We start from the raw sequence: 25,015 nt of genomic DNA on the forward strand, positions 1-25,015 counted from the left end.
CCATCCAGAATCAAGAGGTTTTTTGGCAATCTAAGAGCAGCGCCAATCTACGAATTGGGTGTTTTTGGCAAGCCGAGGGTACGGGTAAAAGCGCGACATCCGCGTGATGTTGCAAGGAAAGCACGGTCGCCGGGAGATGCGAAAGCGCTCCGGCGCCGTATGATCATCTCACTCCCCCATCCCCCTCAAATTCTCCCAATCCTCCTCCATAATCCCCTCCGCAACCCTCATCTGCCCCTCAAACTCCGCGCTCCACATCGTCAAACGGTAGCCCCCACCTCCCGCTTCGGTGAGGCAAATCGTGTCGCCCTCGCTGGCTCCGAGGCGCGCCATGACCTCCTCCGGGAGGATCACGCCGGCTGGTTCGCCGATGCTGATGATTTGCAGCTTGTGCATCGCGCTCTCCCTCGCAACCCCAACCCCAATTTCCCCCACAACCCATGTTGCACATACGTTCCAAATAACCTATAATTGATTGCAAGCCGAGCGAGAGGAGGCACCCTCTCACCCGGCTCTGACCATCAGAAAAGGATAAGTTTTCCAATGGCTGCAATCAGCGATACCAAAACCGCCCGCGTGGCGGAAGTGATCTCGGTATGTCCGGGTGTGATTCATGCAAGCGTCACGGTCCCGGCAGGCGAAAGGGGGCTGGCATGAACCCCTTTACCGGCAACAGCCCTTCTTCAAACCCTGAAGAAAACCACGGCCTGAGCCCGGCAGACGCCGCCTGGCTCGCGCGCGTCTTCACCAAAAACGGGGTTCGTCGCTCGCCCGCCGAAATCGCGCAGATGAAGGCTTTGCTCGAAGCGTATTGCGCCGCATCGCCCGCCGCATCCGCGCCCGCATCCCGGCCCGCGCTCCCGGACGAATCGCAGATCGCGCTGCTCGACATCACCGACGATCTCGGCCATCTGCGCGCCCTGTTCATCGCCCTCGACATGGCGCTCGCCGACATCCAGGACCGCGATGCCCGCAGCGCCCTGCGCACCCTCGCCGCCACCATCCACACCCACCTGCGCACGATCCGCAACGCCGTCGAGCGCCTGCGCAACCGCAGCCGCGACAGCGCGGATGACGAGCAGCCAACGCGTCGGGAATAGGCGCGCCTTCTCCCCTCTCCCTCCGAGGAGAGGGGCCGGGGGTGAGGGGAGGGCGCGATGATTCTCCAGCGTCGATGGCGGGTGTACGCTTCATCACGCACTGCGCTCCATTTTGATGCGCCCCTCACCCCCAACTCCTCTCCACCGAGGAGAAGGGAGTTCTGGCGCGGCCTTCATGGAGGGTGATACCAACCCGCAATGATCAGAACCGATGAGCCCAGTCTCGCAGCCCGATGGCCATGATGCGCCATGGCTGGTCGATGATGGCGTTCCAGGCCTGGCAGCACAGGTCGAGGAGTTGGTCATAGGAGGCGAAGACTCGGTTGGAGAGGAGATTGTCGCGCATGAACTGCCAGAGGTTTTCGACCGGATTCAACTCGGGCGATTTTGGCGGCAGCGGCAGGAGGGTGATGTTTTGCGGGATCTCGAGGCCTTTGGCCATGTGCCATCCGGCCTGATCGAGAATGAGGATGGCGTGTTTGCCCGGGGCGACTGCGGCGGCGATCTCCACGAGATGAAGGTTCATGGCTTTTGTGTCGCAGCGCGGCAGGACGAGAGCCGCCCCTTTTCCCTCCTGCGGGCAGATCGCCCCGAAGATGTAGGTCGAGGCGGTGCGCTGATCGTGCGGCGCCGAGGGGCGGGTTCCGCGCTTGGCCCAGCGTCGGGTGATCTTGTTCTTCTGGCCGATGCGGGCCTCGTCGGCGAACCAGACCTCTATGTCATCGGGCGCGAGGCTCTGGTGGGCGGCGATTTCGTCCAGGCGGGCGGGGAAACTTTTTTAAAATCCTCGATGGTATGCGTGTCCTGCGCATGATGGCGCGGCCTCGCCGAGAGCTTGCGATAGCCCATCTTGCGCAGGGCCCGGCTCACCGTGTCTTCGCTCGCTGCGATGCGGAACTCCTCGTAGAGCCATTGCGCGAGATCGACGATCCGCCAGCGCACCACGCCATGGACGGACGGGATCGGTCCTTCGTCCACCCGCCGTGCCAGGGCCGCCAGATGATCGGGGCCGAGCAGAGGAGCCTTGCCCGGCGCCTTGCGGTCGACGAGCCCCTCCGGTCCCTCTCGGTTGAACCGCTCAACCCAGTCGCGGACGATCTGCGCCGTCACGCCGCCGAGCCGGGCCGCCTCCGCCCGGCTCGATCCCTCATAGATAGCCGCGATAGACAGAAGCCGGCGCGTTTGCGCCCCATCCTTCGAGCGCCGCGCCGCCGCACGGCAGCGTTCCGCGTCAAAATCATCCCGCAAGGGCAAAGCAGCCATGGCGAACTCCTCCGTTCGCCACCTTGAATCTGATTTGCGCCTCGGAGGGAATCCCCCGAGTCAATTTCAATGCGGTTTGGTATGAGCCTTCCCCGCCACACGCGGCATCCGGCCATGCGCGCGGGTGATGCAGCACACGCTCCCTCTCCCGCATGGCAGCGCATAAAGGCGAATTACGCGTGCTTTCGAGGCGGTTTGTCCTGGCCGTGCCGGTTCTGGCCGTCTGCTGGATCGCGGTGCTTGCGCTCGTTCTGCGTTTCGGTGGCGAGGCGCCGGCCGTTTTCGTGCCGTTCCCGCCCGCCGATCTTCTCGCGAGCCTTCCCGATGCCGCCGTGACGTCTGTTTCGCCGATTTTGCTGACCTTGCGCAGCGATACGCCCGATCTGACGCAGCGTCTCTACGCAGCCGGCGCGTGGCTGGTGCTGCCCGCCGGGCTGGAAGGGTGCATTCCTGGGGCCCCGTAGAGCGCGGCCATCTCTGCTGATCCAGCGCACCGGGCACTTTCAATGATTCCGCTCGCTCGTGTGCCCATGCATAAGCCGCCTGCTTGCGGCTGAGTGCCTTGTTCTCGCCGTGAATGATCTTGCCGTTGCGCTTGATGGTGATCTGCGCCATATGCGCGGTGGAGCCGTTGGAGCGTCTCCGGCTGGTGATTGAGGCCATTGGTACAACATCCTGCCTGCAGTACCACACGATGTGGTACCTTCTTCCAATAGGCGGGCCTTTGTGAGCAACGGCTTGAAGGACAAGAGTTCGAGATGCAGCGTTACCCCGCCTGTTACGGGTCGAAGTTCGCAGTCGCCCCCATGATGGACTGGACGGACCGGCATTGCCGCGCGTTCCACCGGGTGCTGTCGCGACGCGCCTTGCTCTATACCGAGATGGTGACGACCGGGGCGGTGATCCACGGGCCGCGCGAGCGGCTGCTTGGTTTCTCGCAGGCCGAGCAGCCCGTCGCCGTGCAGCTCGGCGGGTCGGATCCGGCGGAACTCGCGAAGGCCGCACGAATCTGCGCGGATTACGGCTATGATGCGGTCAATCTGAATGTGGGCTGCCCCTCTGATCGGGTGCAGGACGGGCGTTTCGGCGCCTGCCTGATGCGCGAGCCGGCGCTGGTGGGGGATTGTGTGGCGGCGATGAAGGCGGCGGTGTCGCTGCCCGTCACGGTCAAGTGCCGCATCGGCGTCGATGATCAGGATCCGGGCCAGGCGCTGGACGCGCTCACCCTTGCCTGCCGGCAAGCGGGCGTCGACGAGGTCGTCGTGCATGCCCGCAAGGCCTGGCTGCAGGGACTCTCGCCCAAGGAAAACCGCGATGTCCCGCCGCTCGATTACGACCGCGTCTTCGCGCTGAAGGCGGCCAATCCCGATCTGCCGGTCAGCATAAACGGCGGTATCCGCGATATCGACACGGCGCGTGCGCTGCTTGTCGCGCGTGACGGCGTGACGCTCGACGGCATCATGCTGGGCCGTGCCGCCTATCAGGATCCGGAGCTGCTGTTGCGCGTGGATACGGAGATCTTCGGTGAAGCCGAGCCGCCGGTCGCGGATGCGTTCGCGGCGATCGAAGCCTTCGAGGCCTATATCGCCCACCAGCGCGAAACCGGCGTGCGGCTCGCCTCGATCACGCGCCACATGCTCGGGCTTTTCGCCGGCAAGCCCGGCGCACGGCTCTATCGCCGCCATCTCTCCACCCATGCGGTCGCCCCCGATGCCGGGCTCGATACCCTGCGTGCGGCGGTCGCTCATGTGCGCGAGGCGATGGCGCGGCGCGAGCGGGAGGATGCGGCGTGAGCTTCGCCCCCGCCGATGCCGGTTTCGAGAGCCGCGTGCGTGTGAGCTTCGCCCGCCAGAGCATCATGACGACGCTCGGCGCTTCGCTGACGCGCATCGCGCCGGGCGAGGTCGGGATCACGCTGCCATTTGCCGATCATATTCTTCAGCAGCACGGTTTCGTGCATGCGGGCGTCGTCGCGACCATTGCCGATTCCGCCGCCGGCTATGCCGGACTGACGCTGATGCCGGCGGGTGCGGGGGTGCTCACCGCCGAGTTCAAGATCAACCTGCTCGCCCCCGCACGGGGCGAGCGCCTGATCGCGCAGGGTCGCGTGATCAAGGCGGGCCGCAGCCTGACCATCGCCGAGGCGGATGTGTTTTGCGAGGAAGGCGCCACCCGCACACACGCCGCCCGCCTCACCGCCACGCTGATGAGCATGCGCGACCGGCAGGGCGTGGCGGATTGAGGGGATCGGTATTCGTTTTTGAATCCAGGCATGTGCGGTTTGCGTCTGACGCAACTCACGTAACAAACAGGTGCTTTAGTTGTCGTTTCCAAGAAATTCGGGATAGCGTTTATCGCTCACGGGACCATCCCTGTTTTGAACCGCGAATAGTGTGCGCAGCATCAGATGTTCCAGATTGGGTGGCATCGGAGCTCGGGCTCGCTCGGTATGATGTGGCAGAAATGTATCCGGATAATTCAGGTAGCCTCTATCAGCAAGATGATGCGCAAATTGCTCTGCAAACGCCTCGTTACCATCTGTGCGAGCGTATCCTGATGTCGTCATTCCTGCTATATCAGTGACGTCGGCGGGTAAAGTTCGGTAAACATGCAGAGTTCCATCATAATATTCGGGGTCCACTATTGTTTCTCCTGCCTGTTCCAGGGCCATGCGCTCAACATCTTCTATCCGGACCTCGTATTCTTCGAAGAGTAGGCTGCGCCGTTCTGCTGGTGGCGCGTTCGGGAACAGTTTTTCCAGTGCCTCGTCCATCGACATGGCATCTTCACCTGCATTTGAGCTTGCTCCGCCGTAAATTTCGAGAACCGGGCTCAGATTGCGAGTGAAGTCTCGCGCTTCATCCGGCGCTTTGGCTTGAAAGGCGTGCCCGATTTCGTGAAAGAGTGTGAGCATGAATTTCGTTGCCCCATCGAAATCGCGCTCTGCGAAGCGCTGGAAGTAATCCAGCATTGTGGAAAGGAAGATTGTGCCCGATTCTGTATCTCCCATGCCCAGTAGCGGCCCCGTGTCTCCCGGGTATGCGGGAGGAGGGTTCGGGGCGTGAACAGAAATGGAGAGGCCGTTCAACGCGCCGGGAAACTTCTCCGCGATGAGACGGAGATAGGGGATTGCCGCATTGATGATTTCGCACATTTCCGCTTCGGAATGTTGCGCGAGGTTGAATTCCTCCGAGAGTTCGCTCGTATCAGCAAGATACATCCCGAAGCTACCCAAAACGGCTCTGATATCCGCCCATGAATGCACCATGTTTGCCGGTGGCAGGATATCCGCTGAGCGATCGATTTCAGGGATGGCATCACTCTCGGAAAGGCGCAAATCCTCCACCTCTTCCCCGCGATTCATCTTCATGATTCGATGAATGAGGACGATCGGGTGGAGGTGTGGGTTCAATGCGCTGAGCTCATAGAATTGCTCAAGCGTGAGCTTGCCTGCGGCGATCTGTTCGGAGACAAATGTCTCGGCATCGCGCGAGAGAGGGTTCAGTTCCGGCGGGAGTTCGCCCCCCGACGCGACGGCTTCGAGCATTTCGATGGCTCGCGCGATCACGGGGTCGTTCTTGTCGCCTTCGGAAAGCGAAGCGGCGAGGGCGATCCGATAAATTTGCGGCAAATTCGCCAGCCGGTCGCCAAGGGCGGCTACGAGACCTGCAGCCATCTTGGGGTGCAGTTTGCGCATTTCGTTGGCAATCGCCGTCGAGGGTGCGGAAAGGATCCCGTCCGGAAGGCTGGCGATCTCCTCCGGAGCCATCGCGGCAGCGAGAGCATGCAGCATGATCTGCGCTGAAATTCCGTGCTTCTCGATCACTTCCTCGATCGGATCAGTCCCATCGGTGAAACTCGAGTGACCAAGGCTGCGCCTGATTGCTTCCCTCAACTCTTCCTCGATACGATGGAAGTACCTTTCGAATCCACGCTGCGACGCGCCTCCGAGCAGCGGTGTCGAGCCTGGAATGTCGGAGGCGTGGGCTTCGTAGCGGTCAAGGAAGGCTTCGATGAGTGCGAGTGCCTTTTCATACGCGCCCTCAGCCTCGAACGCGGCGGCTCTCGCGAACATGGCTTCTGCGAGGGCCTCGATATGCTGCGGGTCTGTGAGGGGCCCGCCGATCAGGGAGTTGACACTGCCACCGCTGATCTCGCGCTCCAGACCGGTCATGATATTCCGGCTCTCCTGGCGCAAGCGGCCCTGTTCGGCGATCCTGCGCTGCGCAGCTTCCATTTGTGCGACTTCGTCACCGAGGCGATCGACCTGATCCTGGATATTCGCGAGGCGCTCCTTCAGCGCATGGCGCTGTGCATTGAGGTCATCGATTCTTTCTTGCGCCTCGGGCGACAGCACGTTCGGGTCGGTGACCGGAACCTCGTCCGGCAGGAATTGTGTCTCCGGTGCGGTCACATCATCCGGCGTTTCCGATTCCTCGATCTCGGTATTGGGGTCGATCGGCGGTATCCGCAGCGGTGGATCTCTCGGCGGCAGATCGCTCGGGCCGATCGGCGGAAACGGATTGAAGCCATCCGGGACCAGCGCGGGCTGTTCGACGGATCTCTGCGTTACGACCTCACCGGTCCCCTGGTCGATAAAGGCGACCAGATGGGGGAATTCGCTGTCGTCATTGCGATCATAGATGCCGAGGTTGCCATTGGGCAGTAAGCCGAAGGCGACTTCGCGCGGGTCGATCCCTGCCGCCTCCAGACGGCGGACGAGGGCCAGCATCTGTGTGGTATCTGCAGTATCACGTGTATTGAGGACGAACAGAACCGGCGAGATTTTCGACAGGATACCGGAGAGCAAATGGCCAGCGGCGCCGGGGAGGGTTCGGGACAGGATTTCCAGAACAGTGCTCTCGGTGCCCGGTACCGGCGAGGGAACGAACGCGAGGACATCGCCGCCACCGGGCATCGCCGCCGTGGGCATGATGGCGCCGGAGCCGATCCCTTTCGACAGGGCGAAAGGTGCGGCGTCAGGTGAGCCATTCATCTGGGAAGACGTATGGGAAAACAGCGGGCTGATACTCACCATGCTCGCAACTCCGGGCAATGCTTGAATTAACGGGGTGCATAAAAATCAGAATAGAAAGCTGAACCCTATATCTTTATAATTAAAATATATCAATCATAATTTTTAGTTATATAATCAATTTTACATCATATAGAATTGATTTGCTGGTCAGGTGACGCCAATGGGCTGGCGCAAAGATCGCCCGGATAACTTGATGCCGAGCCACCAATTGCTGGGGTCCGGGCGTCGTGCCTGATCGGTCCATACCGCAAGAATTGACCGATCGTATGAATCCACGCCACGCCCGATCTCCCTCACTTGCAAAACCGCCAAACACCTGAAGAACCGCCAAGCACTTGCAAAACCGCCAAGCACTTGCAAAACCGCCAAGTCGCTCTGGCCCGTCCTGCGCTTGCCTCGTCGCGTGAAAAAGCGCACAGAGCGCCAGACAACATTCTGCGGATGGTCTTTCCATGATGAACGGTTTGCCGATTGCCGATCTCGCCATGCTCGCCGTGGCGCTTCTTGCCGCCGGGGCGCTGACGGGGGTACTGGCCGGGCTCTTCGGCGTCGGTGGCGGGGCGGTGATCGTGCCGATCCTGTTCGAGGTTTTCGGCATTCTGGGCATCGATGACGAGGTGCGCATGCCGCTCGCGGTCGGCACCTCGCTCGCCATCATCATCCCCACCTCGATCCGCTCGTTTCGCGGGCATTACCTCAAGGGCGCGGTGGATATGAGCGTGCTGCGCGCCTGGGCGGTGCCGGTGGTGCTGGGCGTCGTTGCGGGCAGCCTGATCGCGCGCTATGCCGACCCCTGGGTGTTCATGCTGGTCTTCATCCTGGTGGCCGGGGTGAATTCCATCAAGCTGCTCTTTGGCAATGAAAAATGGCGCGTCGCCATGGATCTGCCCAAGGGGCTGGCCCTGCGTGCCTATGGCGGGCTCATCGGCCTGCTCTCGGCGCTGATGGGGATCGGCGGCGGGCAGATTTCGAACATCATCATGACGCTGCACAATCGCGGCATCCACCAGGCGGTGGCGACCTCAGCCGGGCTCGGCGTGCTGATCTCGGTGCCCGGAGCGCTCGGCTACATCTATGCCGGCTGGGGCCGCGAGGGCCTGCCGCCGGATGCGATCGGTTTCGTCTCGCTGCTCGGGCTGATCCTGGTCGTGCCAACGACCCTGCTCACCGCGCAGATCGGCGTCAATCTCGCCCATGCATGGCCCAAGCGCAAGCTGGAGGTCGCCTTTGGCATCTTCCTCGCCATCGTCTGCGCGCGGTTCGTCTATGCCATCCTGACCTGAGACGCTGTGCGAAAGCGGCACCGGCGCCGAGGCGCGCCGGCGCCTTGTGCGTCAGAAATTCACCGCATCGCCGCCCTTCAGGGCGAGCATGGAACGCGCTTCGTCGGGCGTCGCGATCTCGAGGCCGAGATTCTCGATGATGCCGCGCACCTGCCTGACCTGCTGGGCGTTGCTCTCGGCGAGCTGGCGCGGGCGGATCCAGAGGCTGTCTTCGAGCCCGACGCGCACATTCGCCCCCATCGCCGCCGACATCGCCGCGATCGGCATCTGGTTGCGCCCCGCACCCAGCACGGACCATTTGTAATTCGATCCGAACAGCCGGTCGGCGGTGCGCTTCATATGGGCGACATCCTCGGGATGCGGGCCGATCCCGCCGAGAATCCCGAACACGCTCTGCACGAAGAGCGGCGGCTTGACGAGGCCGCGATCGAGGAAATGGGCCAGCGTGTAGAGATGGCCGATATCGTAGCATTCGAATTCGAACCGCGTGCCGTTGCCGTCACAGGTGGCGAGGATCGTCTCGATATCGGCGAAGGTGTTGCGGAAGATGCGATCCCGCGAACCTTCCAGATAGGGCCGCTCCCAATCGTGCTTGAACTCCTTGAAGCGCTCCAGCATCGGATAGAGCCCGAAATTCATCGTGCCCATATTGAGCGAGGCGACTTCCGGCGCGAGCGTCGCGGCGGGGCGCAGACGCTCCTCCGCGAGCATGGTCGGCGAGCCGCCGGTGGTAAGGTTGATCACGCAATCGGAACGCTGCTTGATCACCTGCAGAAAGGGCAGGAAAGCTTCCGGCGACTGGTCCGGCTGGCCGGTCTCGGGATTGCGCGCATGCAGATGCACGATAGCAGCGCCGGCCTCCGCCGCACCGATCGCCGCTTCCGCGATCTCCTGCGGCGTCACCGGCAGATGCGGCGACATGGACGGTGTGTGAATCGCGCCGGTCACGGCGCAGGTGATGATGACTTTATCGGTTTTGGCCATGGTTTCCTCCGGTCTGGCTTTGCATTATGCGACAGCGAAGGGCGCGCGCCTATCCGTCATCGCGCCGGGCGGATGCGCAGTGACGCGCACGTGGCGGCGCCATGCACGCCGGATGCGCCTCGGGTTAACCATCCTCGGCAAAATCGTTGCAGGTGACGCTACGTAGGGTATGCAAAGCCGCGTTTTTGATTACAATCTTAAGTTAATCGATCCGCCGGCTCACGCTTTGGCGGACGTCTGACGCATCACGCGCCCTGCCCGCATGGCAGGGCGCAGCAACAGCAAGGAGTGCCCGCGTGGCTGTCGTGCCGATCACGGCCCGTCTCAATACCCCTGTCGACCAGATCGGCGACAAGGCGTTGGAACGTGCGCGTCGTGATTTTCAGGAAACCGTGCGCGCCTCGAATATCAATGGCCTTCAGACCCGCACCCAGACGGAGACGGGCGGGCAGAACGACCAGCGCCGCAATGGCGGCGTGCCGGTGCCGGACGAGAGCATCCGCGCGCGGATCGCACCAGCTGATCCGCGTGACCGTGCAAACGCCCAGACGGCGCGGCGCGGACAGAACACGCCGGCGAGTCAGGCGCAGGCGCCCGGGTTTCCGCAAGCCAATCCGCAAGCCAATCCGCAAGCCGGTCCTCAAGCCGGTCCTCAAGCAACGCCGCAAGGCGCCCCGGAAGCGGCTCTGCAAGCGGCAGCACCCGCAATGGCGCCCGCGCGCAATGACGCGCCCGGCGCAGTCACCGCGAGGACGGCGCGACCGCTTCCCGAGCCGATCGGCCCGCCGATACCCCGCGAATTGCTGCCGCAACTGCCGACACCACCGCCCGGCAGTTCTCTCGTCGCAGAGGGTCTGTCCGGTCGCAGCGATCTGATCCATAAACCGGTGCGCGCGATCGGGGAAAACCAGCGTGTCGAAGCCGCCGGGGATGACGCATGGCGCGATGGCGAGACGGCGCGCGCACCGCAATACCGGCTCAACAGCGCGGCGCCGCCGGAAATCGCGGCGCGGATCGCGGCTTTCATGCGCACCGGCCAGCTCGATGGCCGTCCCTTCGCCGTGACACCGGTGCCGGGCCTCGTCCGCGATGATTCCGAGTCGGCATCGCAGACACAGCCGGCAGCCGAGCCGACCGGTACGTCCGCGCCCGCGCCCACCGCACCGGCTGCGGCAGCGCAGGCCGGGAATGTCGACCTGCTTGCCGATTTCGACCGGCGCGCCCGCCCGCAGGTCATGCCGACCTTGCCGATTCCGATGCAGGCGCAGACCATTGCCATGATGCCTGCCGGACAGTTCGCCCCCGTGCGCACCGCCGATCACCGCATGCCTGTCGCCGGCGTCTCGCAGCGTGTGAGTGACGAAAACGAGGCACGGGACCGGGAGCGGGCAGCTGGGCTGGTCGGGAAAAGCCATCCGGAAAGCGCAAATCCCTTTTTCACCGATACGCCTTTCGCATCCGCCCATCCCGTCAACAGCCCCGTGCCGGCAGCCGCCGGTCCGGTGAATCCGCTCTTCGCGCGGTGAAACCCCGTTGCTGCTGCAGCGTCATTGTTTCCCGGCTATCCGTAAGCGCCCTGTTTTCAAATCTGCCGCCAGAGGCTATGCCTAGCGCGCGCGGATTTTGAGCATCCGCGCGCTCAGGCAACAGGGGTCCGTGATGACGAAATGGGTTTATTCCTTCGGCGACGGCAAGGCCGAAGGTGCATCCGACATGCGCAACCTGCTCGGCGGCAAGGGCGCCAATCTGGCCGAAATGGCCAATCTCGGCCTGCCAGTACCGCCCGGTTTCACGATCACGACGGAAGTCTGCACGCATTATTACAAGAACGGCGAAAGCTATCCCGACGGTCTCACCGATGCGGTGAATGCGGCGCTCGCGGAAGTCGGACGCATCACGGGGCGCGGCTTCGGCGACGGCAAGGCGCCGCTGCTCGTCTCCGTGCGCTCGGGCGCGCGTGCCTCGATGCCGGGCATGATGGATACGGTGCTCAATCTCGGCCTCAATGACGAGACCGTGCGCGCGCTCGCCACTGACGCGCAGGACGAGCGCTTCGCCTGGGATTCCTATCGCCGCTTCATCACCATGTATTCCTCGGTCGTGCTCGGCGTCGAGCATCACCTGTTCGAGGAGGCGCTCGAGGATTACAAGGAGCGCAAGGATTACCATCTCGATACCGAGCTCTCCGCGCAGGACTGGCAGGCGCTGATCGAGACCTTCAAGCGCATTGTCGACAAGGAGCGCGGCGCGCCCTTCCCGCAGGATCCGCAGGAGCAGCTCTGGGGCGCCATCGGCGCGGTATTCGGCTCATGGATGACGCCGCGCGCGATCAAGTACCGCGAACTGAATGCGATCCCGGCCGAATGGGGGACGGCGGTCAATGTCCAGGCCATGGTCTTCGGCAATATGGGCGAAACCTCCGCCACCGGTGTCGCCTTCACCCGCAACCCCTCTACCGGCGAGAAGGCGCTCTATGGCGAGTTCCTGATCAACGCACAGGGCGAGGACGTGGTGGCGGGCATCCGCACGCCGCAGGATATCACCGAAGCCGCGCGCGCGGCCTCGAACTCCGACAAGCCCTCGATGGAAAAGGCGATGCCCGAGGCCTTCGCCGAGCTCGTGCGCATCTACGGCGTGCTGGAGACCCATTACCGCGACATGCAGGATCTCGAATTCACCGTCGAGAAGGGCAAGTTGTGGATGCTCCAGACCCGCAACGGCAAGCGCACCGCCCGCGCCGCCCTCAGGATTGCCTGTGACCTCGTGGATGAGGGCGTGATCGCAGAGGAGGAAGCTGTCACCCGGGTCGAGCCGCAGGCGCTCGACCAACTCCTGCATCCGATGATCGACCCCGCGGCCGAGCGTGACATCATCGCCACCGGCCTGCCGGCCTCACCCGGTGCCGCGAGCGGGGCGATCGTGTTCTCCTCGGACGCCGCCGAGGCGGCGAAGAAGGCCGGGCGCAAGGTCATCCTCGTGCGCGTGGAGACCTCGCCGGAGGATATTCACGGCATGCACGCGGCAGAGGGCATTCTCACCACGCGCGGCGGCATGACCTCGCATGCGGCCGTGGTCGCGCGCGGCATGGGCAAGCCCTGCGTCTCGGGCGCCGGCTCCATCCGCGTCGATTACAAGGCCGCGACCATGACCGTGATGGGGCGCGTGTTCAAAGAGGGCGAGGTCATCACCCTTGATGGCGGCAACGGCCAGGTGCTCGCCGGCGAGATCGCCATGTTGCAGCCGGAGCTCTCGGGTGATTTCGGCAAGCTGATGGGCTGGGCCGACAATCTGCGCCGGCTCAAGGTGCGCGCCAATGCCGAGACCGAGCGCGATGCGCAGATGGCCCGCAATTTCGGGGCGGAGGGGATCGGCCTGTGCCGCACCGAGCACATGTTCTTCGATGCCGAGCGCATCATCGCCATGCGCGAGATGATTCTGTCCGACGACGAGCATGGTCGCCGTGCGGCTCTGGCCAAGCTCCTGCCCATGCAGCGCGACGATTTCACCCGGCTGTTCGCCATCATGAGCGGTCTGCCGGTGACGATCCGCCTGCTCGACCCGCCGCTGCATGAATTCCTGCCGCATGGCGATGCCGAGATCAACGACGTCGCCCGCTCCCTCGATGTGTCGCCGGAGAAGATCCGTCGTCGCGCGGCGGAGTTGCATGAAGTCAATCCGATGCTCGGCTTCAGGGGCGTGCGTCTGGCGGTGGCCTATCCCGAGATCGCCGAGATGCAGGCCCGCGCCATTTTCGAGGCGGCCATCGCCGCCGGCAAGGAGACCGGCGCGAAGGTCTCGCCCGAGGTGATGATCCCGCTTGTGATGTCGCAGCCCGAGCTCGATACGGTGAAGGCGCGAATCGAGGCCGTCGCCGAAGCGGTGATGGGCGAGAGCGGCGAGCGGATCGACTACCAGATCGGCACCATGATCGAATTGCCCCGCGCGGCCCTGCGTGCCGGCGAGATTGCTGCCTCGGCGGAGTTCTTCTCCTTCGGCACCAATGATCTCACCCAGACGACGCTCGGGATTTCGCGCGATGACGCCGCCTCCTTCCTGGGGACTTACGTGCAGCAGGGGCTTCTGGAGCACGATCCTTTTGTCACGATCGACCAGGACGGTGTGGGCGAACTCGTGGCGCTCGCCGCCGAGCGCGGACGCGCGACGCGGCCCGACATCAAGCTCGGCATCTGCGGCGAGCATGGCGGCGACCCGGCTTCGATCGCCTTCTGCGAAAAGCAGCGGCTCGACTACGTCTCCTGCTCTCCCTATCGGGTGCCGATCGCACGCCTCGCCGCAGCCCAGGCGGCTCTGGCGAAGGAAGCGCGCTCGCTGGCTTGAGCGGCAGGGCCCGCACGAGCCGGCGATTGCATTTCTTTTGTGGAGCGTGGGGGCTTATGCTTTTCGGTCGCCGCTCTCAGCCGTGTCGGTTTCCGGCGTAGAGAGCGGCTCGGCCGTCTGGCCTTCCCTGGCCCGGGCCTGCGCCCATTCGGATGAGCCTTCCGGCGGGTAGGCAAGCGTGTCCTCGAGTTCGCGCATGCGTGCGGGCGTGAGGCGCGGGAACGGCAGGGTGCCGGTCTCGCGCCAGCGGGCGACCTCCGCATCCGCTTGAGCGGCGCGTTCCGCATCGAGCCCGCCATCTCTCGTCATGTAGAGGGTCTGTGACGGGATGGCGAAGCGCGTGCCGGAACCCTCGACGATCTGCTTGATGCGCAAAAACACGTCTTCCTTGATCGCGTGGAACTCGTTCCAGTCCCGTGTCAGGGCATAGACCCGCAGGCTGATATCGAGCGAGGACGGCCCGTAATCGGAGAAACGGACCCGGATCGTGTCGTTGTCGATCCTGGGATGGGCGTGCAGCATTTCGCGAATCCTGACCAGGACAAAGCGCAACTGATCATCGCTGGTCTCGTAGCGCAGCCCCAGGACACTGCTGATCAGCATCTTGTCGCAGCGCGCCCAGTTGATGATTTCCATATCCACGAATTTGGCATTGGGAACGGCGATGAGTGTCCGGTCCATCGCGCGGATCTGGGTGGAGCGGATTCCGACATCTTCGACGGTGCCGCTCATGCCGCCGAACGTGCAGAAATCGCCGACCCGGACGGGCTTGTCGGAGAAGAGAATCAGTCCGCCGATCAGGTTTTCCAGCGTCGGCCGGATGGCGAGCGCGACGGCCAGACCACCCACACCGATACCGGCCAGGAGCGGCACGATATCGACACCGAGATTCTGCAGGCCGAAAGCGGCCACGCCAACGCTCGTCGCAACGGCCAGGATGCCGGACAAAAGCCGCACGAGGCTGGCATCGAAGCCGCGCCCGGACATGGCAGGTGAGGCGAGAATCGTCGTGCCGATGGCGCGAAACAAACGCCAGACGGCCCATACGTAGAAGGCGAGCTCCAGAATACCCGCCGCAAACAGCAGGTAGCGCAACGCCATTCCCGTGAAGTTGATATCGACATCGAGAAACAGGGCAGCCATTCGCACGAAATAGGCTGATACGAGCGGTGCGGATATCGCCAGCCAGGCGAAGGGCGGCCACGCAAAGCGGCGCGCCAGAGCATCGGTTACCCTGAAGACGCCCCAGCAGGCCATGGCCAGGGCGCCGAGCGTCAGGATGAGGCCCGCCCATTGCCACAGGGTCTGGCCACTGATCACGATGAAGAGCCATTCGGGCAGGCGCTCGACCACTTCACCGAGGATATGTGCGCTGGGCACGAGATAGCCGGGCGTGGAGGCGTAGAATTCGTAGAAACCCGGCGTGACCTGCGCGGCATGAAAGTCCGACAGGGCCAGACTTTCCTCCGCGCGATAGGGCAGATCCTTCAGCGCCTCGTAATTCGCCGGCAGAAGCGCAACCGAATTGGCGTCGAACAGGAAATTGCCGGCATCGGGCCCCGTCTGCATCCGCTCGATCTCGATTGCGGTACCCGGCAAGCGCCAGCGATAGGCCTGATCCGGTTCGAGATCGGCCAGATCGACGGCGTTGGGTATCGTATCGATCCGCGGCAGAGGCATGCGGTCGAGGACCTCCTTCAGCAACAGTGCCGCTTCGATCCCGGTATCCCGGCGCAGAACGGCAGGAACCTGAGAGAGATCGAAGACCGAGCTGGCCTGGCGAAGGTGATTGTCGGCCTTCGCCTGTGCGATTCGTGCCTGTTCCCGGGTGATCGCTGGCGGATCGGCGTCATGTGCGGCCTGCGCAGCCATCGCGATCGCATAGGCGGCGTTCATGTTGGCCATGAACGCCTCGAGCGTGTTGCGCGGGCTGGTCATGCGAACGCCCCCCAGCCGCGTCGCGATGGTATCCTCCGTGGCGCCGGACCGGTCGGAATCGCGCAGATATTCCGCAAAGGCGTCCGCGCGGCCATCGCGGCGCGGCAGGTCCCGAACCTGATGATAATCCAGTTCCAGATCGACGATGGTGCGTGCATCGAACCTGAATGCACCGGCATCGCCCCCGCCATCGATCCGCGCCATCCGCAGTTCGGTTCCCGGTACGGTCCAGTGGGCAATGTCATTCGCCGCCACGGCTTGCGCATCCGGGATCGTCGACGCCGCCGGCATTTGCGCGCGCGCGAGGATTTCGCGGGTCATGAGAACCCGCTCGATCTGCTTCGAGATCGACGCGGCATAGGGCGTCGCGTCGAAATCGAAGCTTTCGACAGCGGCGCGCAATACCGTGTTCTGCTCGTTCACCGGGGCATTCGCACGGTGTAATGCGATGAAGGCATCCGTATTGCGCAGGAAATTCTCGAACGAAGCACGCGGGCTCGTGGTGCCGGGCGGGCTCAGAGGCGATGGCACGGTTTGCGCCATGACGACCGGGGCTGACAGGACGAGCATCAGCCAGGCGAGAAGCCCTGCAGCGGCGACGCAGCGTATCAGGCGAAACGCCCCCGGAGCAGGGCTGCAGAAACCGTGGCGCATGATGGAGGTACTCGTTGTCGGACGGATCGAAAAGGCGCTGGCGGCCTGCGCGATGCCTGATCAGTTGCGGCTGTCAGAGCATGCTGGGCAGCACCCGGTCGGGCGGGCGGTGCCCGTCATGGAAGGTGCGGATGTTGACGATCACCTTTTCCCCCATGTCGATGCGCCCCTCGACCGTGGCCGAGCCCATATGCGGCAAGAGCACCACCTTGCCCGCCCGCGCGAGCTTGACCAGACGCGGATTGACGGCGGGTTCGTGCTCGAACACGTCGAGCCCCGCCCCGGCCAGTGCGCCCTGCTCGATCTGACGCACCATGGCTCCTTCGTCGATGATCTCGCCGCGTGCGGTGTTCACGATGATCGCCTCCGGCTTCATCAGCTTGAGATGGCGGGCCGAAAGCAGGTGGTAGGTCGCAGGCGTATGCGGGCAATTGACCGAGACGATATCCATGCGGGCCAGCATCTGGTCGAGGGAATCCCAATAGGTGGAATCGAGCTCTTCCTCGAGCGACGGCGCGACCCGGCGGCGGTTGTGATAATGGATCGAAAGACCGAATGCCTTCGCCCGGCGCGCGACGGCTGTTCCGATTCGGCCCATTCCGACGATCCCCAGCCGCTTTCCCGTAATGCGATGGCCGAGCATCCAGGTCGGTGACCAGCCGGCCCATTCGACATCATCGGGAATGACGCGCGCGCCCTCGGCGATGCGCCGTGCCACGGCGAGAATCAGCGCCATGGTCATGTCGGCGGTATCCTCGGTGAGGACGCCGGGCGTGTTGGTCACGGTGATACCGCGTGCCAGAGCTGCTTCGACGTCGATATGATCGACGCCGGTGCCGAAATTCGCGATCAGCCTGAGCGCCGGGCCGGCCTTCTCGATCAGCGCGGCGTCGATCGTGTCGGTCAGGGTCGGCACCAGCACATCCGCCTGACCCACGGCCTCGGTGAGCGCCTCGCGACTCATCGGCGCATCGTCGATATTGAGGCGGGTGTCGAAGAGTTCGCGCATGCGCGTTTCGATCGCGCCGGGCAGGCGGCGCGTGACGACGACATGCGGTTTCTTTCTCTGAGGCATGGCTTCCTCGTCCTCACCGTGGCGCCGCGATCGCGCGGCGGATATTCATCAGCTGTTAACCGGGATTCACCACTATCCGATTTGCGGCTCACGGCAAGCGCGCCGCTCGCACCTGCCGCTTCGTCGTTTCTCTAGCAGAGCTATGGCCAAACACAAATCCGCGTCAGCGCAGCAGCTCCGGATTCGGACAAAGGGCGTCATGAAGAGCATCGTCATCGGTCTCGCCATCCGCATATCGGCAGGACTGCGCGCGGGCCCGGCTCCGCGACACATGCTGATGGCCGGCCTCACCGCAGCCTGCCTTGTTTCCGCAAGCCTCTTCGCCGCGCCCGCCGTGCACGCCCAGGCGAGTATCGGGCCGGAAACGCGCTTGCCTCTGCCGCGCTACGTGAGCCTGAAGACTGACAAGGTCAACATGCGTGAGGGGCCGTCGACCGACCACGGCACCCGCTGGGTTTATCAGCGCGCCGGCCTGCCGGTCGAGATCATCGCGGAATTCGAGAACTGGCGCCGCATCCGCGATCCCGAAGGCGAAGACGGCTGGGTCTGGCATTCGCTGCTCTCGGGCAGGCGCACGGCCATCGTTGCGCCCTGGGATCGCGCTGCGGAACGTGTCGTCGACTTGCTGGAGCAGCCCGAGCCGGCGTCACGGGTGCTTGCACGGATCGAGCCCGGGGTCGTTGCCGGTATCAGCGACTGCGATGGCGAATGGTGCCGGTTGGCCGTCGTGGCAGAGCCACAGGGCGAGATCATCGGTTTCCTGCGCCAGGAAGAGCTCTGGGGCGTCTACCCCGACGAAATGCTCGATTGATGGTGGCCCGAACCGCCATGGCGTGATCACGCTTGCGCGAGCGGGCGGCGCGCGCCATTCCGGCAATGCATTTCTTTACCTTTCATCGCTAGCGTTGCGCGTTGTCGGGCGCGCGGATCAAGGGCGTGCGCCTGCACGAATTCCGTGAGGGATGGCGATGACGATGCGCATGGATACCGACAGACCCGTTTCACTGCTCCACGCTTCCGGTGACGGGGATCGTGTGGCCTGGGTCGATACCGCCAAGGGCATGTGCATCATCCTCGTGGTGATGATGCATGTGGTGCTCGGTATCGGCGACCGGATGGGGACGGAAGGCTTCCTGCACCCGGTCGTCGCCTTTGCCGCGCCGTTCCGCATGCCGGATTTCTTCCTGATCTCGGGGCTGTTTCTCGCGCGCGTGATCGATCGCGACTGGCGTCGCTACGCCGACAAGCGGGTGCTGCATTTCCTCTATTTCTATGTGCTCTGGCTCGTCATCCAGTCCATCATCCGTTTCGGCGATGTCGCGGACGGTTCGGTGACGGGGCTCATCGAGCATCTGGCCTGGTCCATGGTTCAGCCATTCTCGACGCTGTGGTTCGTCTACATGCTGGCGATCTTCTCGGTGGTGACGAAACTGCTGCGCGGCGTGCCGGTCTGGGCCCTGCTCGGCGGTGCGGCGCTGCTGGAGATCGCACCGATCCATACGGGCGCGATCCTCGTTGATGAATTCGCCGCGCGCTATGTCTACTTTCTCGCCGGCTACCTGCTCGCCCCGCAAATCTTCAAACTGGCTGATTGGGCGCTTGCCCACAAACCTGCGGCCCTGGCCGGGCTCGTGCTCTGGGCGGTCGTGAACGGCTTTCTGGCCCTCACGCCGTCGGGGCTGACCGAGACCGGCACGCTCGCCACGCTGCCAGTCATCAGCCTGATCGCGGGAACGCTCGGCGCGGTGGCAATGGTGCTGATCTCGGCACTGCTCGCCGGCACGCTGCTCGGTCGCCCGCTCGATTATGCCGGACGCCACGCCATCGCCGTCTATCTCGCCTTCTTCCTGCCCATGGCCGTGACGCGCGAGATTCTCTTGCGGCTGGGTATCATCGAGGATGTGGGGGTGATCTCTCTGATCGTGCTGATCGTGGCCGTGGTGGCGCCCCTCGTCGTCGAGCGGATCGTGCGCAACACACCGCTGAACTTTCTCTTCGTGCGACCGCACTTCGCGCGCATCGCACCGGAGCGCCGCGCCGCGCGGACCCAGCCGGCGGAGTGAGGCCTCAATCCGGCTTGTTGAGTGGCTCTATGCGGGTAGCCTGCTTCCAGAAGCCGTGCAGCATGTAGAGACCGAGCCCTGAGAACAGGCCCATCAGCACGTATCCGATGGTATCGCCGAGTTCGAATATCCCGGCGATCGCCCAGCCGGCAGCAACGGCCACGCCCAGAACCTGCGTCGCGACGAAGACGAGGGCGCTCAACACGGTAACCGTGGCGCGGAGATTTCTGCTGTTCGTGCGGCTCACGGCCTGCTCCCTGGTTCGACCAGTCAGACTTAACCACTCGCGCCTGCCGGTGCAAGCGGCTACGAAGCGGTCACCGCCGACGAGGCGTCGCAGCGTTTCTCCGCAACGCTATTGAAAAACCCTCCGGCAATTGCGAAACAGCTCACGCAAGTCCCGCCGATCCCGTCCTGATCCCTTCCGGAGCCCTTCGCGCATGTCCTTCGTCGCCACCCTGATCTGCAATCCCGCCACGCCGATTCTCGATGCCGCGATGATCGAGGCGGCGGGCGCGGCCCTGCCTGATCCGCAGATCCGGGTGCTCGCCGAGGGTGTGGCCACCGATCTCGCCTTCGATCCCGGTGATCTCGACGATCCCAATGTGGCGCCGCTCGGCGAAGACATCCTCATCCACGATTACCGCAACGCGCTGATCGCGGCGCTCGGCGAGGCGCCGGTGGACGTGGTGGTTCAGCCTTTGGCGCATCGGCGCAAGAAGCTGCTTCTGGCCGATATGGATTCCACCATGATCGCGCAGGAATGCATCGACGAGCTCGCCGATTATGTCGGCCTCAAGCCCGAAGTCGCGGCGATCACCGAGCGCGCCATGCGCGGCGAGCTTCCCTTCGAGCCGGCATTGCGTGAGCGTGTGGCGTTGCTCAAGGGGCTGGCGCTCGGCACGATCGACGAGATCGTGGAGAAGCGGCTCGACCTGACGCCCGGCGGACGCGAGCTGATTGCGACAATGCGCGCCAATGGTGCCTGGTGTGCTCTCGTCTCCGGAGGCTTTACGGTGTTCACCAGCGCCATCGCCGGCAAGCTCGGCTTCGACGAACACCGCGCCAACCGCCTCGTCATCGCCGACGAGACACTGGCCGGCACGGTGGAGGAGCCGATCGTCGGGCGCGAGGCGAAATACGCCGCACTGATCGAATTGCGCGAGCGCCACGGGCTGGCGATTGAGGAAACCCTCGCGGTGGGAGACGGGGCGAACGATCTCGCCATGCTCGGCGAAGCCGGGCTCGGCGTCGCCTATCACGCCAAACCCTCCGTCGCGGAAGCCGCCGGCGCGCGGATCGACCATGCCGATCTGACCGCGCTGCTTTATATCCAGGGCTATGCCCGCGCGGATTTCGCCGAGATCTGACCCGCTTCAGGGGAGTGGCGCTGCGCCAGAACGGCAAGCCGCGTGCGGATATCCTCGCGGACCTCACCCTCGCGCGGGGAATCGTGGAGCGTGGTGAACCAGTGTTCCGGCGGATCACGCCCCACGCGCGGCGCGCCGCGCCAGACGAGCGCGCGCAAAACCGTCTCGGCTTCTTCCGGGAGCCGCTCTGGCGCGATCAACCCGTTGAGCGCGCCCCAGATCCCGGTCCAGCAGCGCGCCACCGACCACGGATTATAGCCTCCGCCCCCCGTGACCACCATGCGCGGCGCCATCTCGCGCACGGCGACCACCGCCTCGCGATGGGCATTGTTGGACAGGGCCAGCCGCGAGAGCGGATCTTCCTCGATCGCATCCGAGCCGCATTGCATCACGATCGCCTGCGGCGCGAAGGCCGCGAGGCGCGGCAGGATCATCTCGTGCAGGACGGCGCGCATCTCGCTGTCATTGAAGCCGCGCGGCACGGGCAGGTTGAAATGCGCGCCCCCGCCATCCTCGTCGAGCGCGCCCGTGAACGGCCAGCGGCGTTCCTCGTGGACGGAGATGAGGAGCGCGTCGCGGTCCCCCTCGAAAGCATGGGCAACGCCGTCGCAATGATGCGCGTCGATATCGACATAAGCCACGCGCTGAAAACCGAGCTGGCGCAGGCGCAGGAGGCACAGCACCGGATCGTTGAAATAGCAAAAGCCGTTGGCGTAATCGGGAAAGGCGTGATGTGTGCCGCCGGCGGGCACGTGCACGACCCCGCCCGCATGGACGAGATCGGCTGCGAGCATCGTTCCGCCTGCCGAGGTCGCGGGCCGGCGATACACTTCCGGGAAGACCGGATTCGCCGTCACACCGAGATTGTGGCGCTTGCGGGTTTCTTCGTCGACACCGCCATCCTCCTCGGCACGCTGGAGCGCGGCGATATAATCGGGCGTATGCCACAGCGTCAGCGCCGCCGGCTTGGCGCGCGGGCTGGTGACGTAGTTCTGCGGCCCGATCCAGCCGAGCGCGCGCCCGAGATCCATCACGCTGGAGACGCGCGGGATGCGCAGGGGGTGATGCGCGCCATAGCTCGAGCCGCGATAGACCTCCGAACCGATGAAGAGCGGCGCGCGGCGCGCATCGCGGGGATTCTCGGAGCGGGGAGGGGGGAGCGAGGCGTTCACGTGAGGCAGGGCCGGGCTGGAGCGTTGCAATGCTGCTCTGCATGTACCGCGCGCAGGGCGCCGATCAAGCCTCGAATCCCAGCATCGCCCGCAAGGCCGCCGGATCCGCGCCCTCTTCGCGCAACTGCGCGATCGGCGTCGAGATGCGGCTCTTGGCGAGTTTCTCGCCGGCCTCGTCGCGGATCAGATCATGGTGATGATAGAGCGGCGTGGGCAGGCCGAGGAGGCATTGCAGCAGCACATGCAGGTCCGTGGCAGCTTCGAGATCGCGCCCGCGCACCACATGGGTGACGCCCTGGGCCGCGTCGTCATGCACCACGGCGAGGTGATAGCTCGTCGGGATCTCCTTGCGCATGATCACCGCATCGCCCCAGCGCGCCGGATCGGCGGGAACGCGGGTGATCACGCCGTCGCGGTCGAAGCGCGCGTAAGCGAGCCCCTCCGGTGCGATTCGTGCGGCCTCTGCCAGCGCTTTCGCCATGTCGATGCGCAGCGCGAACGGCTCCCCGGCCTCGATTCGCGCCTGCGCCTCGGCGGGGTCGAGCCCGGCGCAACGGCGCGGATAGAGCGGCGCGCCATCCGGATCGCGCGGGGCCGGGGACCCGGTCTCGGCTTCGCGGGCGGCGACGGCCTGCGCGATCTCCTTGCGGGTCGCAAAGCAGGGATAGACGAGCCCCGCCTCGCGCAGGCGGCGCAGCAGCAGGCGGTAATCGTCGAAATGCTGCGATTGCCGCCGGATGGGTTCGTCGAAACGAAGCCCGAGCCATGCGAGATCGCGGATGATCGCCGCATCGTATTCGGGCCCGCAGCGGGTGATGTCGATATCCTCGATGCGCAGGATCAGCCGCCCGCCAAAACGCTTGGCGAGATTCGCATTGAGGAGGGCGGAATAGGCGTGGCCCAGATGCAAAAGCCCGTTCGGGCTCGGGGCGAAGCGGAAAAGGGGTTGCGTCACGCGCGCGGACCTTCGATCGTTCGGGCGTTTGCAAATAGCATAAGCCAGGGCGGGGGCGGATGATACTCGACAGCGAAGCGGCGATGCAGGCGGGGCTTGATGCCCTGCGCGCGCAGGATGCGGTGATGGCGCGCATCATCGGCGAAGTCGCGGCGCAGGGTGCGGGGCCTCCCCTGCGCAAGCGCGATCCGGGTTTCGCCGGCCTTGCCGCCATCGTCGTCTCGCAACAGGTCTCGACCGCGAGCGCCAAGGCGATCTGGGGGCGGGTCGTGGAGCGCTTCCCCGCTCTCGACGCGCCGACCCTGCGTGGGGCCGATGACGAGGCATTGCGCGTCTGCGGCCTCTCCGCGCCGAAGATCCGGACGCTGCGCGCCGTCGCCGAGGCCGTCGCGCAGGGCGATCTGCCGCTCGATGATCTGGCCGGCTACGATGCCGATGCCGCCCATGAGGCCCTCGTCGCGGTGAAGGGGATCGGCCCGTGGACCGCCGATATCTACCTGCTCTTCTGCCTCGGCCACCCCGACGCCTTCGCCGCCGGCGATCTCGCCCTCCAGGAATCCGCCCGCCTCGCCTACACGCTGGAAACCCGCCCCAAACCCGCCGAACTCCTCACCCTGGCCGACCAATGGCGCCCCTGGCGCGGCGTCGCGGCGAAGGTGCTCTGGGCGTATTACGGGGTGCAGACGCGGCGCGCGGATGCGGGGGATGTGGGGTGATCAAAGCTTAGCCTTGATGTAACCGTCTTCTTTCAGACGATTCAGGGCGGCGCTGACGGAAGCGCGGGAGAACTTTTCACGCTTATGGTCGTTCCAGGATTCCAACGCCTCGGACATTGCGGGCTGATCCGTAATCCCCTCTGCGATCGTCAAATAGTGCACGCTGGACAAGAGTTCCATGCCAAAAGGTGTTTCATAACCATCGACCAGCAACGATAAATCATGGATCATCGCGCTCGCCTCGACGTTATTTTTCTTCAGAAATTCGCTCGAAGCCGCGAAGGTCGCATGCGTGACGATCACTTTCTCTTCACTTTTGCTATATCCTTGAATAAAGCCCTTCTTCTCCATGGCCTTGAACGCCGCATGGAGTTCCTTGCTGTAAGGGCCAAATTGTCCCTTTTCGAATTGCAGGCCGAAAGGAACGCCGAGAACCTGCATGAAATAGACGAGCTTCTGGGCCGTCAGCCGCGTCAACTGGCCGCCGAAAAATTTCTCAAGCTCTGAGAAAGCGACCATCATGGTCGCCCGCCCGACGGTCAGATCGGTTGGTATGCCTTCCTGCTCGGGTGCAGGGGCTTTCTCGGATCCCGGCGCGAACACGACGAAATGCACGTCTTGCAGCGGCGCGAGTTTATCTTCGATCAAGGGGCGGACGTCGTTCCAGTCAAGCCCGCCATTTCCGCAGCCGAGCGGTGGCAATGCGACGGACATGATCCCCAGATTTCTGATATTTCTGATGAAATCATCAAGCCCCTGCTCAATGAAATCCAGCTTTGACTGCGCACGCCAATGCTGCTTGGTCGGGAAGTTGATGAGATAGCGATGTTGGCCATCCGCCATGAGACCGCCATTGTCGAAAATGAACATCTTCCCTGGGCGAAGATCGCCCGCGTCGCACAGGTGCTTGTATGCGCGATAGTTTTCCGGCCAGCGCCGTTTGAACTCAAGGGCCACGCCTTTTCCCATCACGCCAACGCAGTTGACCGTGTTTACGATGGCCTCGGTCGGCTCATCAAACATATCGCCTGTTTTGTATTCGATCGTCATGGTTCAGTAGGTCATG

At 64.2% G+C, this 25,015-nt stretch carries 21 protein-coding genes; 11 read left to right on the forward strand and 10 right to left on the reverse strand.

Features of this window, described 5'->3' with window-relative positions; translation table 11 throughout:
* Positions 1 to 168 precede the first annotated feature (168 nt).
* Entirely contained in the window at positions 169 to 396 is a 228-nt protein-coding gene (locus GA0071312_RS08000; protein ID WP_074446002.1) for an AbrB/MazE/SpoVT family DNA-binding domain-containing protein, read from the reverse strand.
* A gap of 257 nt (positions 397 to 653) precedes the next feature.
* Between GA0071312_RS08000 and GA0071312_RS19645 the strand changes: the two genes are divergently transcribed.
* Positions 654 to 1,100: a hypothetical protein gene (locus tag GA0071312_RS19645; RefSeq protein ID WP_074444537.1), complete on the forward strand. Its 447-nt coding sequence runs from the start codon at positions 654 to 656 to the stop codon at positions 1,098 to 1,100.
* A 202-nt stretch (positions 1,101 to 1,302) separates the two neighbouring features.
* Here GA0071312_RS19645 and GA0071312_RS19150 read toward each other — a convergent pair.
* A protein-coding gene (locus GA0071312_RS19150; protein WP_420819944.1) for an IS630 family transposase occupies positions 1,303 to 2,363 on the reverse strand; the annotation gives its coding sequence in 2 pieces (ribosomal slippage) (positions 1,303 to 1,874 and positions 1,874 to 2,363; 1,062 coding nt in all).
* A gap of 206 nt (positions 2,364 to 2,569) precedes the next feature.
* Here GA0071312_RS19150 and GA0071312_RS08020 point away from each other — a divergent pair.
* From GA0071312_RS08020 to GA0071312_RS08030, 3 genes are all read left to right on the forward strand, one after another.
* Complete coding sequence (locus tag GA0071312_RS08020) at positions 2,570 to 2,827, forward strand: hypothetical protein (protein WP_131817745.1); 258 nt, start codon at positions 2,570 to 2,572, stop codon at positions 2,825 to 2,827.
* 294 nt (positions 2,828 to 3,121) lie between these two features.
* Positions 3,122 to 4,156: a tRNA dihydrouridine(20/20a) synthase DusA gene (dusA, locus tag GA0071312_RS08025; protein ID WP_074444538.1), complete on the forward strand. Its 1,035-nt coding sequence runs from the start codon at positions 3,122 to 3,124 to the stop codon at positions 4,154 to 4,156.
* Positions 4,153 to 4,605: a PaaI family thioesterase gene (locus GA0071312_RS08030; protein ID WP_074444539.1), complete on the forward strand. Its 453-nt coding sequence runs from the start codon at positions 4,153 to 4,155 to the stop codon at positions 4,603 to 4,605. Before dusA ends, GA0071312_RS08030 begins: the two co-directional genes overlap by 4 nt.
* Before the next feature lie 75 nt (positions 4,606 to 4,680).
* Here GA0071312_RS08030 and GA0071312_RS08035 read toward each other — a convergent pair whose 3' ends face one another.
* Positions 4,681 to 7,401: an FtsB/FtsL family cell division protein gene (locus GA0071312_RS08035; RefSeq protein ID WP_131817746.1), complete on the reverse strand. Its 2,721-nt coding sequence runs from the start codon at positions 7,399 to 7,401 to the stop codon at positions 4,681 to 4,683.
* A gap of 452 nt (positions 7,402 to 7,853) precedes the next feature.
* Here GA0071312_RS08035 and GA0071312_RS08040 point away from each other — a divergent pair, with 452 nt between their 5' ends.
* The gene (locus tag GA0071312_RS08040; RefSeq protein WP_074444541.1) at positions 7,854 to 8,684 is read left to right on the forward strand and encodes a sulfite exporter TauE/SafE family protein; all 831 of its coding nucleotides are present in this window, start codon (positions 7,854 to 7,856) and stop codon (positions 8,682 to 8,684) included.
* A 51-nt stretch (positions 8,685 to 8,735) separates the two neighbouring features.
* Here GA0071312_RS08040 and kce read toward each other — a convergent pair whose 3' ends face one another.
* Positions 8,736 to 9,668, reverse strand: coding sequence for a 3,5-dioxohexanoate:acetyl-CoA acetone transferase (kce, locus tag GA0071312_RS08045; protein WP_074444542.1), 933 nt, complete (start codon positions 9,666 to 9,668; stop codon positions 8,736 to 8,738).
* Positions 9,669 to 9,964: 296 nt separating this feature from the next.
* Here kce and GA0071312_RS08050 point away from each other — a divergent pair, with 296 nt between their 5' ends.
* Positions 9,965 to 11,194, forward strand: coding sequence for a hypothetical protein (locus GA0071312_RS08050; protein WP_074444543.1), 1,230 nt, complete (start codon positions 9,965 to 9,967; stop codon positions 11,192 to 11,194).
* Positions 11,195 to 11,327: 133 nt separating this feature from the next.
* Entirely contained in the window at positions 11,328 to 14,006 is a 2,679-nt protein-coding gene (ppdK, locus tag GA0071312_RS08055) for a pyruvate, phosphate dikinase (RefSeq protein WP_074444544.1), read from the forward strand.
* A 54-nt stretch (positions 14,007 to 14,060) separates the two neighbouring features.
* On the opposite strand, the gene GA0071312_RS08060 is transcribed toward ppdK, so the two are convergent.
* Positions 14,061 to 16,598 (reverse strand): mechanosensitive ion channel family protein, encoded by a 2,538-nt coding sequence (locus tag GA0071312_RS08060; protein WP_074444545.1) that lies wholly within the window; start codon positions 16,596 to 16,598, stop codon positions 14,061 to 14,063.
* Between the two features lie 73 nt (positions 16,599 to 16,671).
* Positions 16,672 to 17,673 carry a 2-hydroxyacid dehydrogenase gene (locus GA0071312_RS08065; protein ID WP_074444546.1) on the reverse strand — a complete coding sequence of 334 codons (1,002 nt, stop codon included), beginning with the start codon at positions 17,671 to 17,673 and terminating at the stop codon, positions 16,672 to 16,674.
* A gap of 271 nt (positions 17,674 to 17,944) precedes the next feature.
* On the opposite strand from GA0071312_RS08065, the gene GA0071312_RS08070 reads away from it, so the two are divergent.
* A complete protein-coding gene (locus GA0071312_RS08070; protein WP_420819968.1) occupies positions 17,945 to 18,484 on the forward strand; it encodes an SH3 domain-containing protein in 540 nt (179 codons plus the stop codon).
* 157 nt (positions 18,485 to 18,641) lie between these two features.
* Positions 18,642 to 19,736, forward strand: coding sequence for an acyltransferase family protein (locus GA0071312_RS08075; RefSeq protein WP_338056819.1), 1,095 nt, complete (start codon positions 18,642 to 18,644; stop codon positions 19,734 to 19,736).
* 4 nt (positions 19,737 to 19,740) lie between these two features.
* Here GA0071312_RS08075 and GA0071312_RS08080 read toward each other — a convergent pair whose 3' ends face one another.
* Positions 19,741 to 19,983, reverse strand: a complete 243-nt coding sequence (locus tag GA0071312_RS08080) for a hypothetical protein (protein ID WP_074444548.1) — start codon at positions 19,981 to 19,983, stop codon at positions 19,741 to 19,743.
* A 193-nt stretch (positions 19,984 to 20,176) separates the two neighbouring features.
* Between GA0071312_RS08080 and serB the strand changes: the two genes are divergently transcribed.
* Entirely contained in the window at positions 20,177 to 21,106 is a 930-nt protein-coding gene (gene serB, locus GA0071312_RS08085; protein WP_074444549.1) for a phosphoserine phosphatase SerB, read from the forward strand.
* On the opposite strand, the gene GA0071312_RS08090 is transcribed toward serB, so the two are convergent.
* A complete protein-coding gene (locus tag GA0071312_RS08090) occupies positions 21,076 to 22,308 on the reverse strand; it encodes an acetoin utilization protein AcuC (RefSeq protein WP_238947155.1) in 1,233 nt (410 codons plus the stop codon). The two genes, serB and GA0071312_RS08090, sit on opposite strands and share 31 nt — an antisense overlap.
* A 34-nt stretch (positions 22,309 to 22,342) precedes the next feature.
* Positions 22,343 to 23,233: a tRNA glutamyl-Q(34) synthetase GluQRS gene (gluQRS, locus tag GA0071312_RS08095; protein ID WP_074444551.1), complete on the reverse strand. Its 891-nt coding sequence runs from the start codon at positions 23,231 to 23,233 to the stop codon at positions 22,343 to 22,345.
* Positions 23,234 to 23,292: 59 nt separating this feature from the next.
* On the opposite strand from gluQRS, the gene GA0071312_RS08100 reads away from it, so the two are divergent.
* Positions 23,293 to 23,949 (forward strand): DNA-3-methyladenine glycosylase family protein, encoded by a 657-nt coding sequence (locus tag GA0071312_RS08100; RefSeq protein ID WP_074444552.1) that lies wholly within the window; start codon positions 23,293 to 23,295, stop codon positions 23,947 to 23,949.
* Here GA0071312_RS08100 and darG read toward each other — a convergent pair whose 3' ends face one another.
* Positions 23,950 to 24,999: a type II toxin-antitoxin system antitoxin DNA ADP-ribosyl glycohydrolase DarG gene (gene darG, locus GA0071312_RS08105; protein WP_074444553.1), complete on the reverse strand. Its 1,050-nt coding sequence runs from the start codon at positions 24,997 to 24,999 to the stop codon at positions 23,950 to 23,952.
* Positions 25,000 to 25,015: the final 16 nt, after the last annotated feature.

The organism is Saliniramus fredricksonii, assembly GCF_900094735.1.
Classification (GTDB): Bacteria; Pseudomonadota; Alphaproteobacteria; order Rhizobiales; family Beijerinckiaceae; genus Saliniramus; species Saliniramus fredricksonii.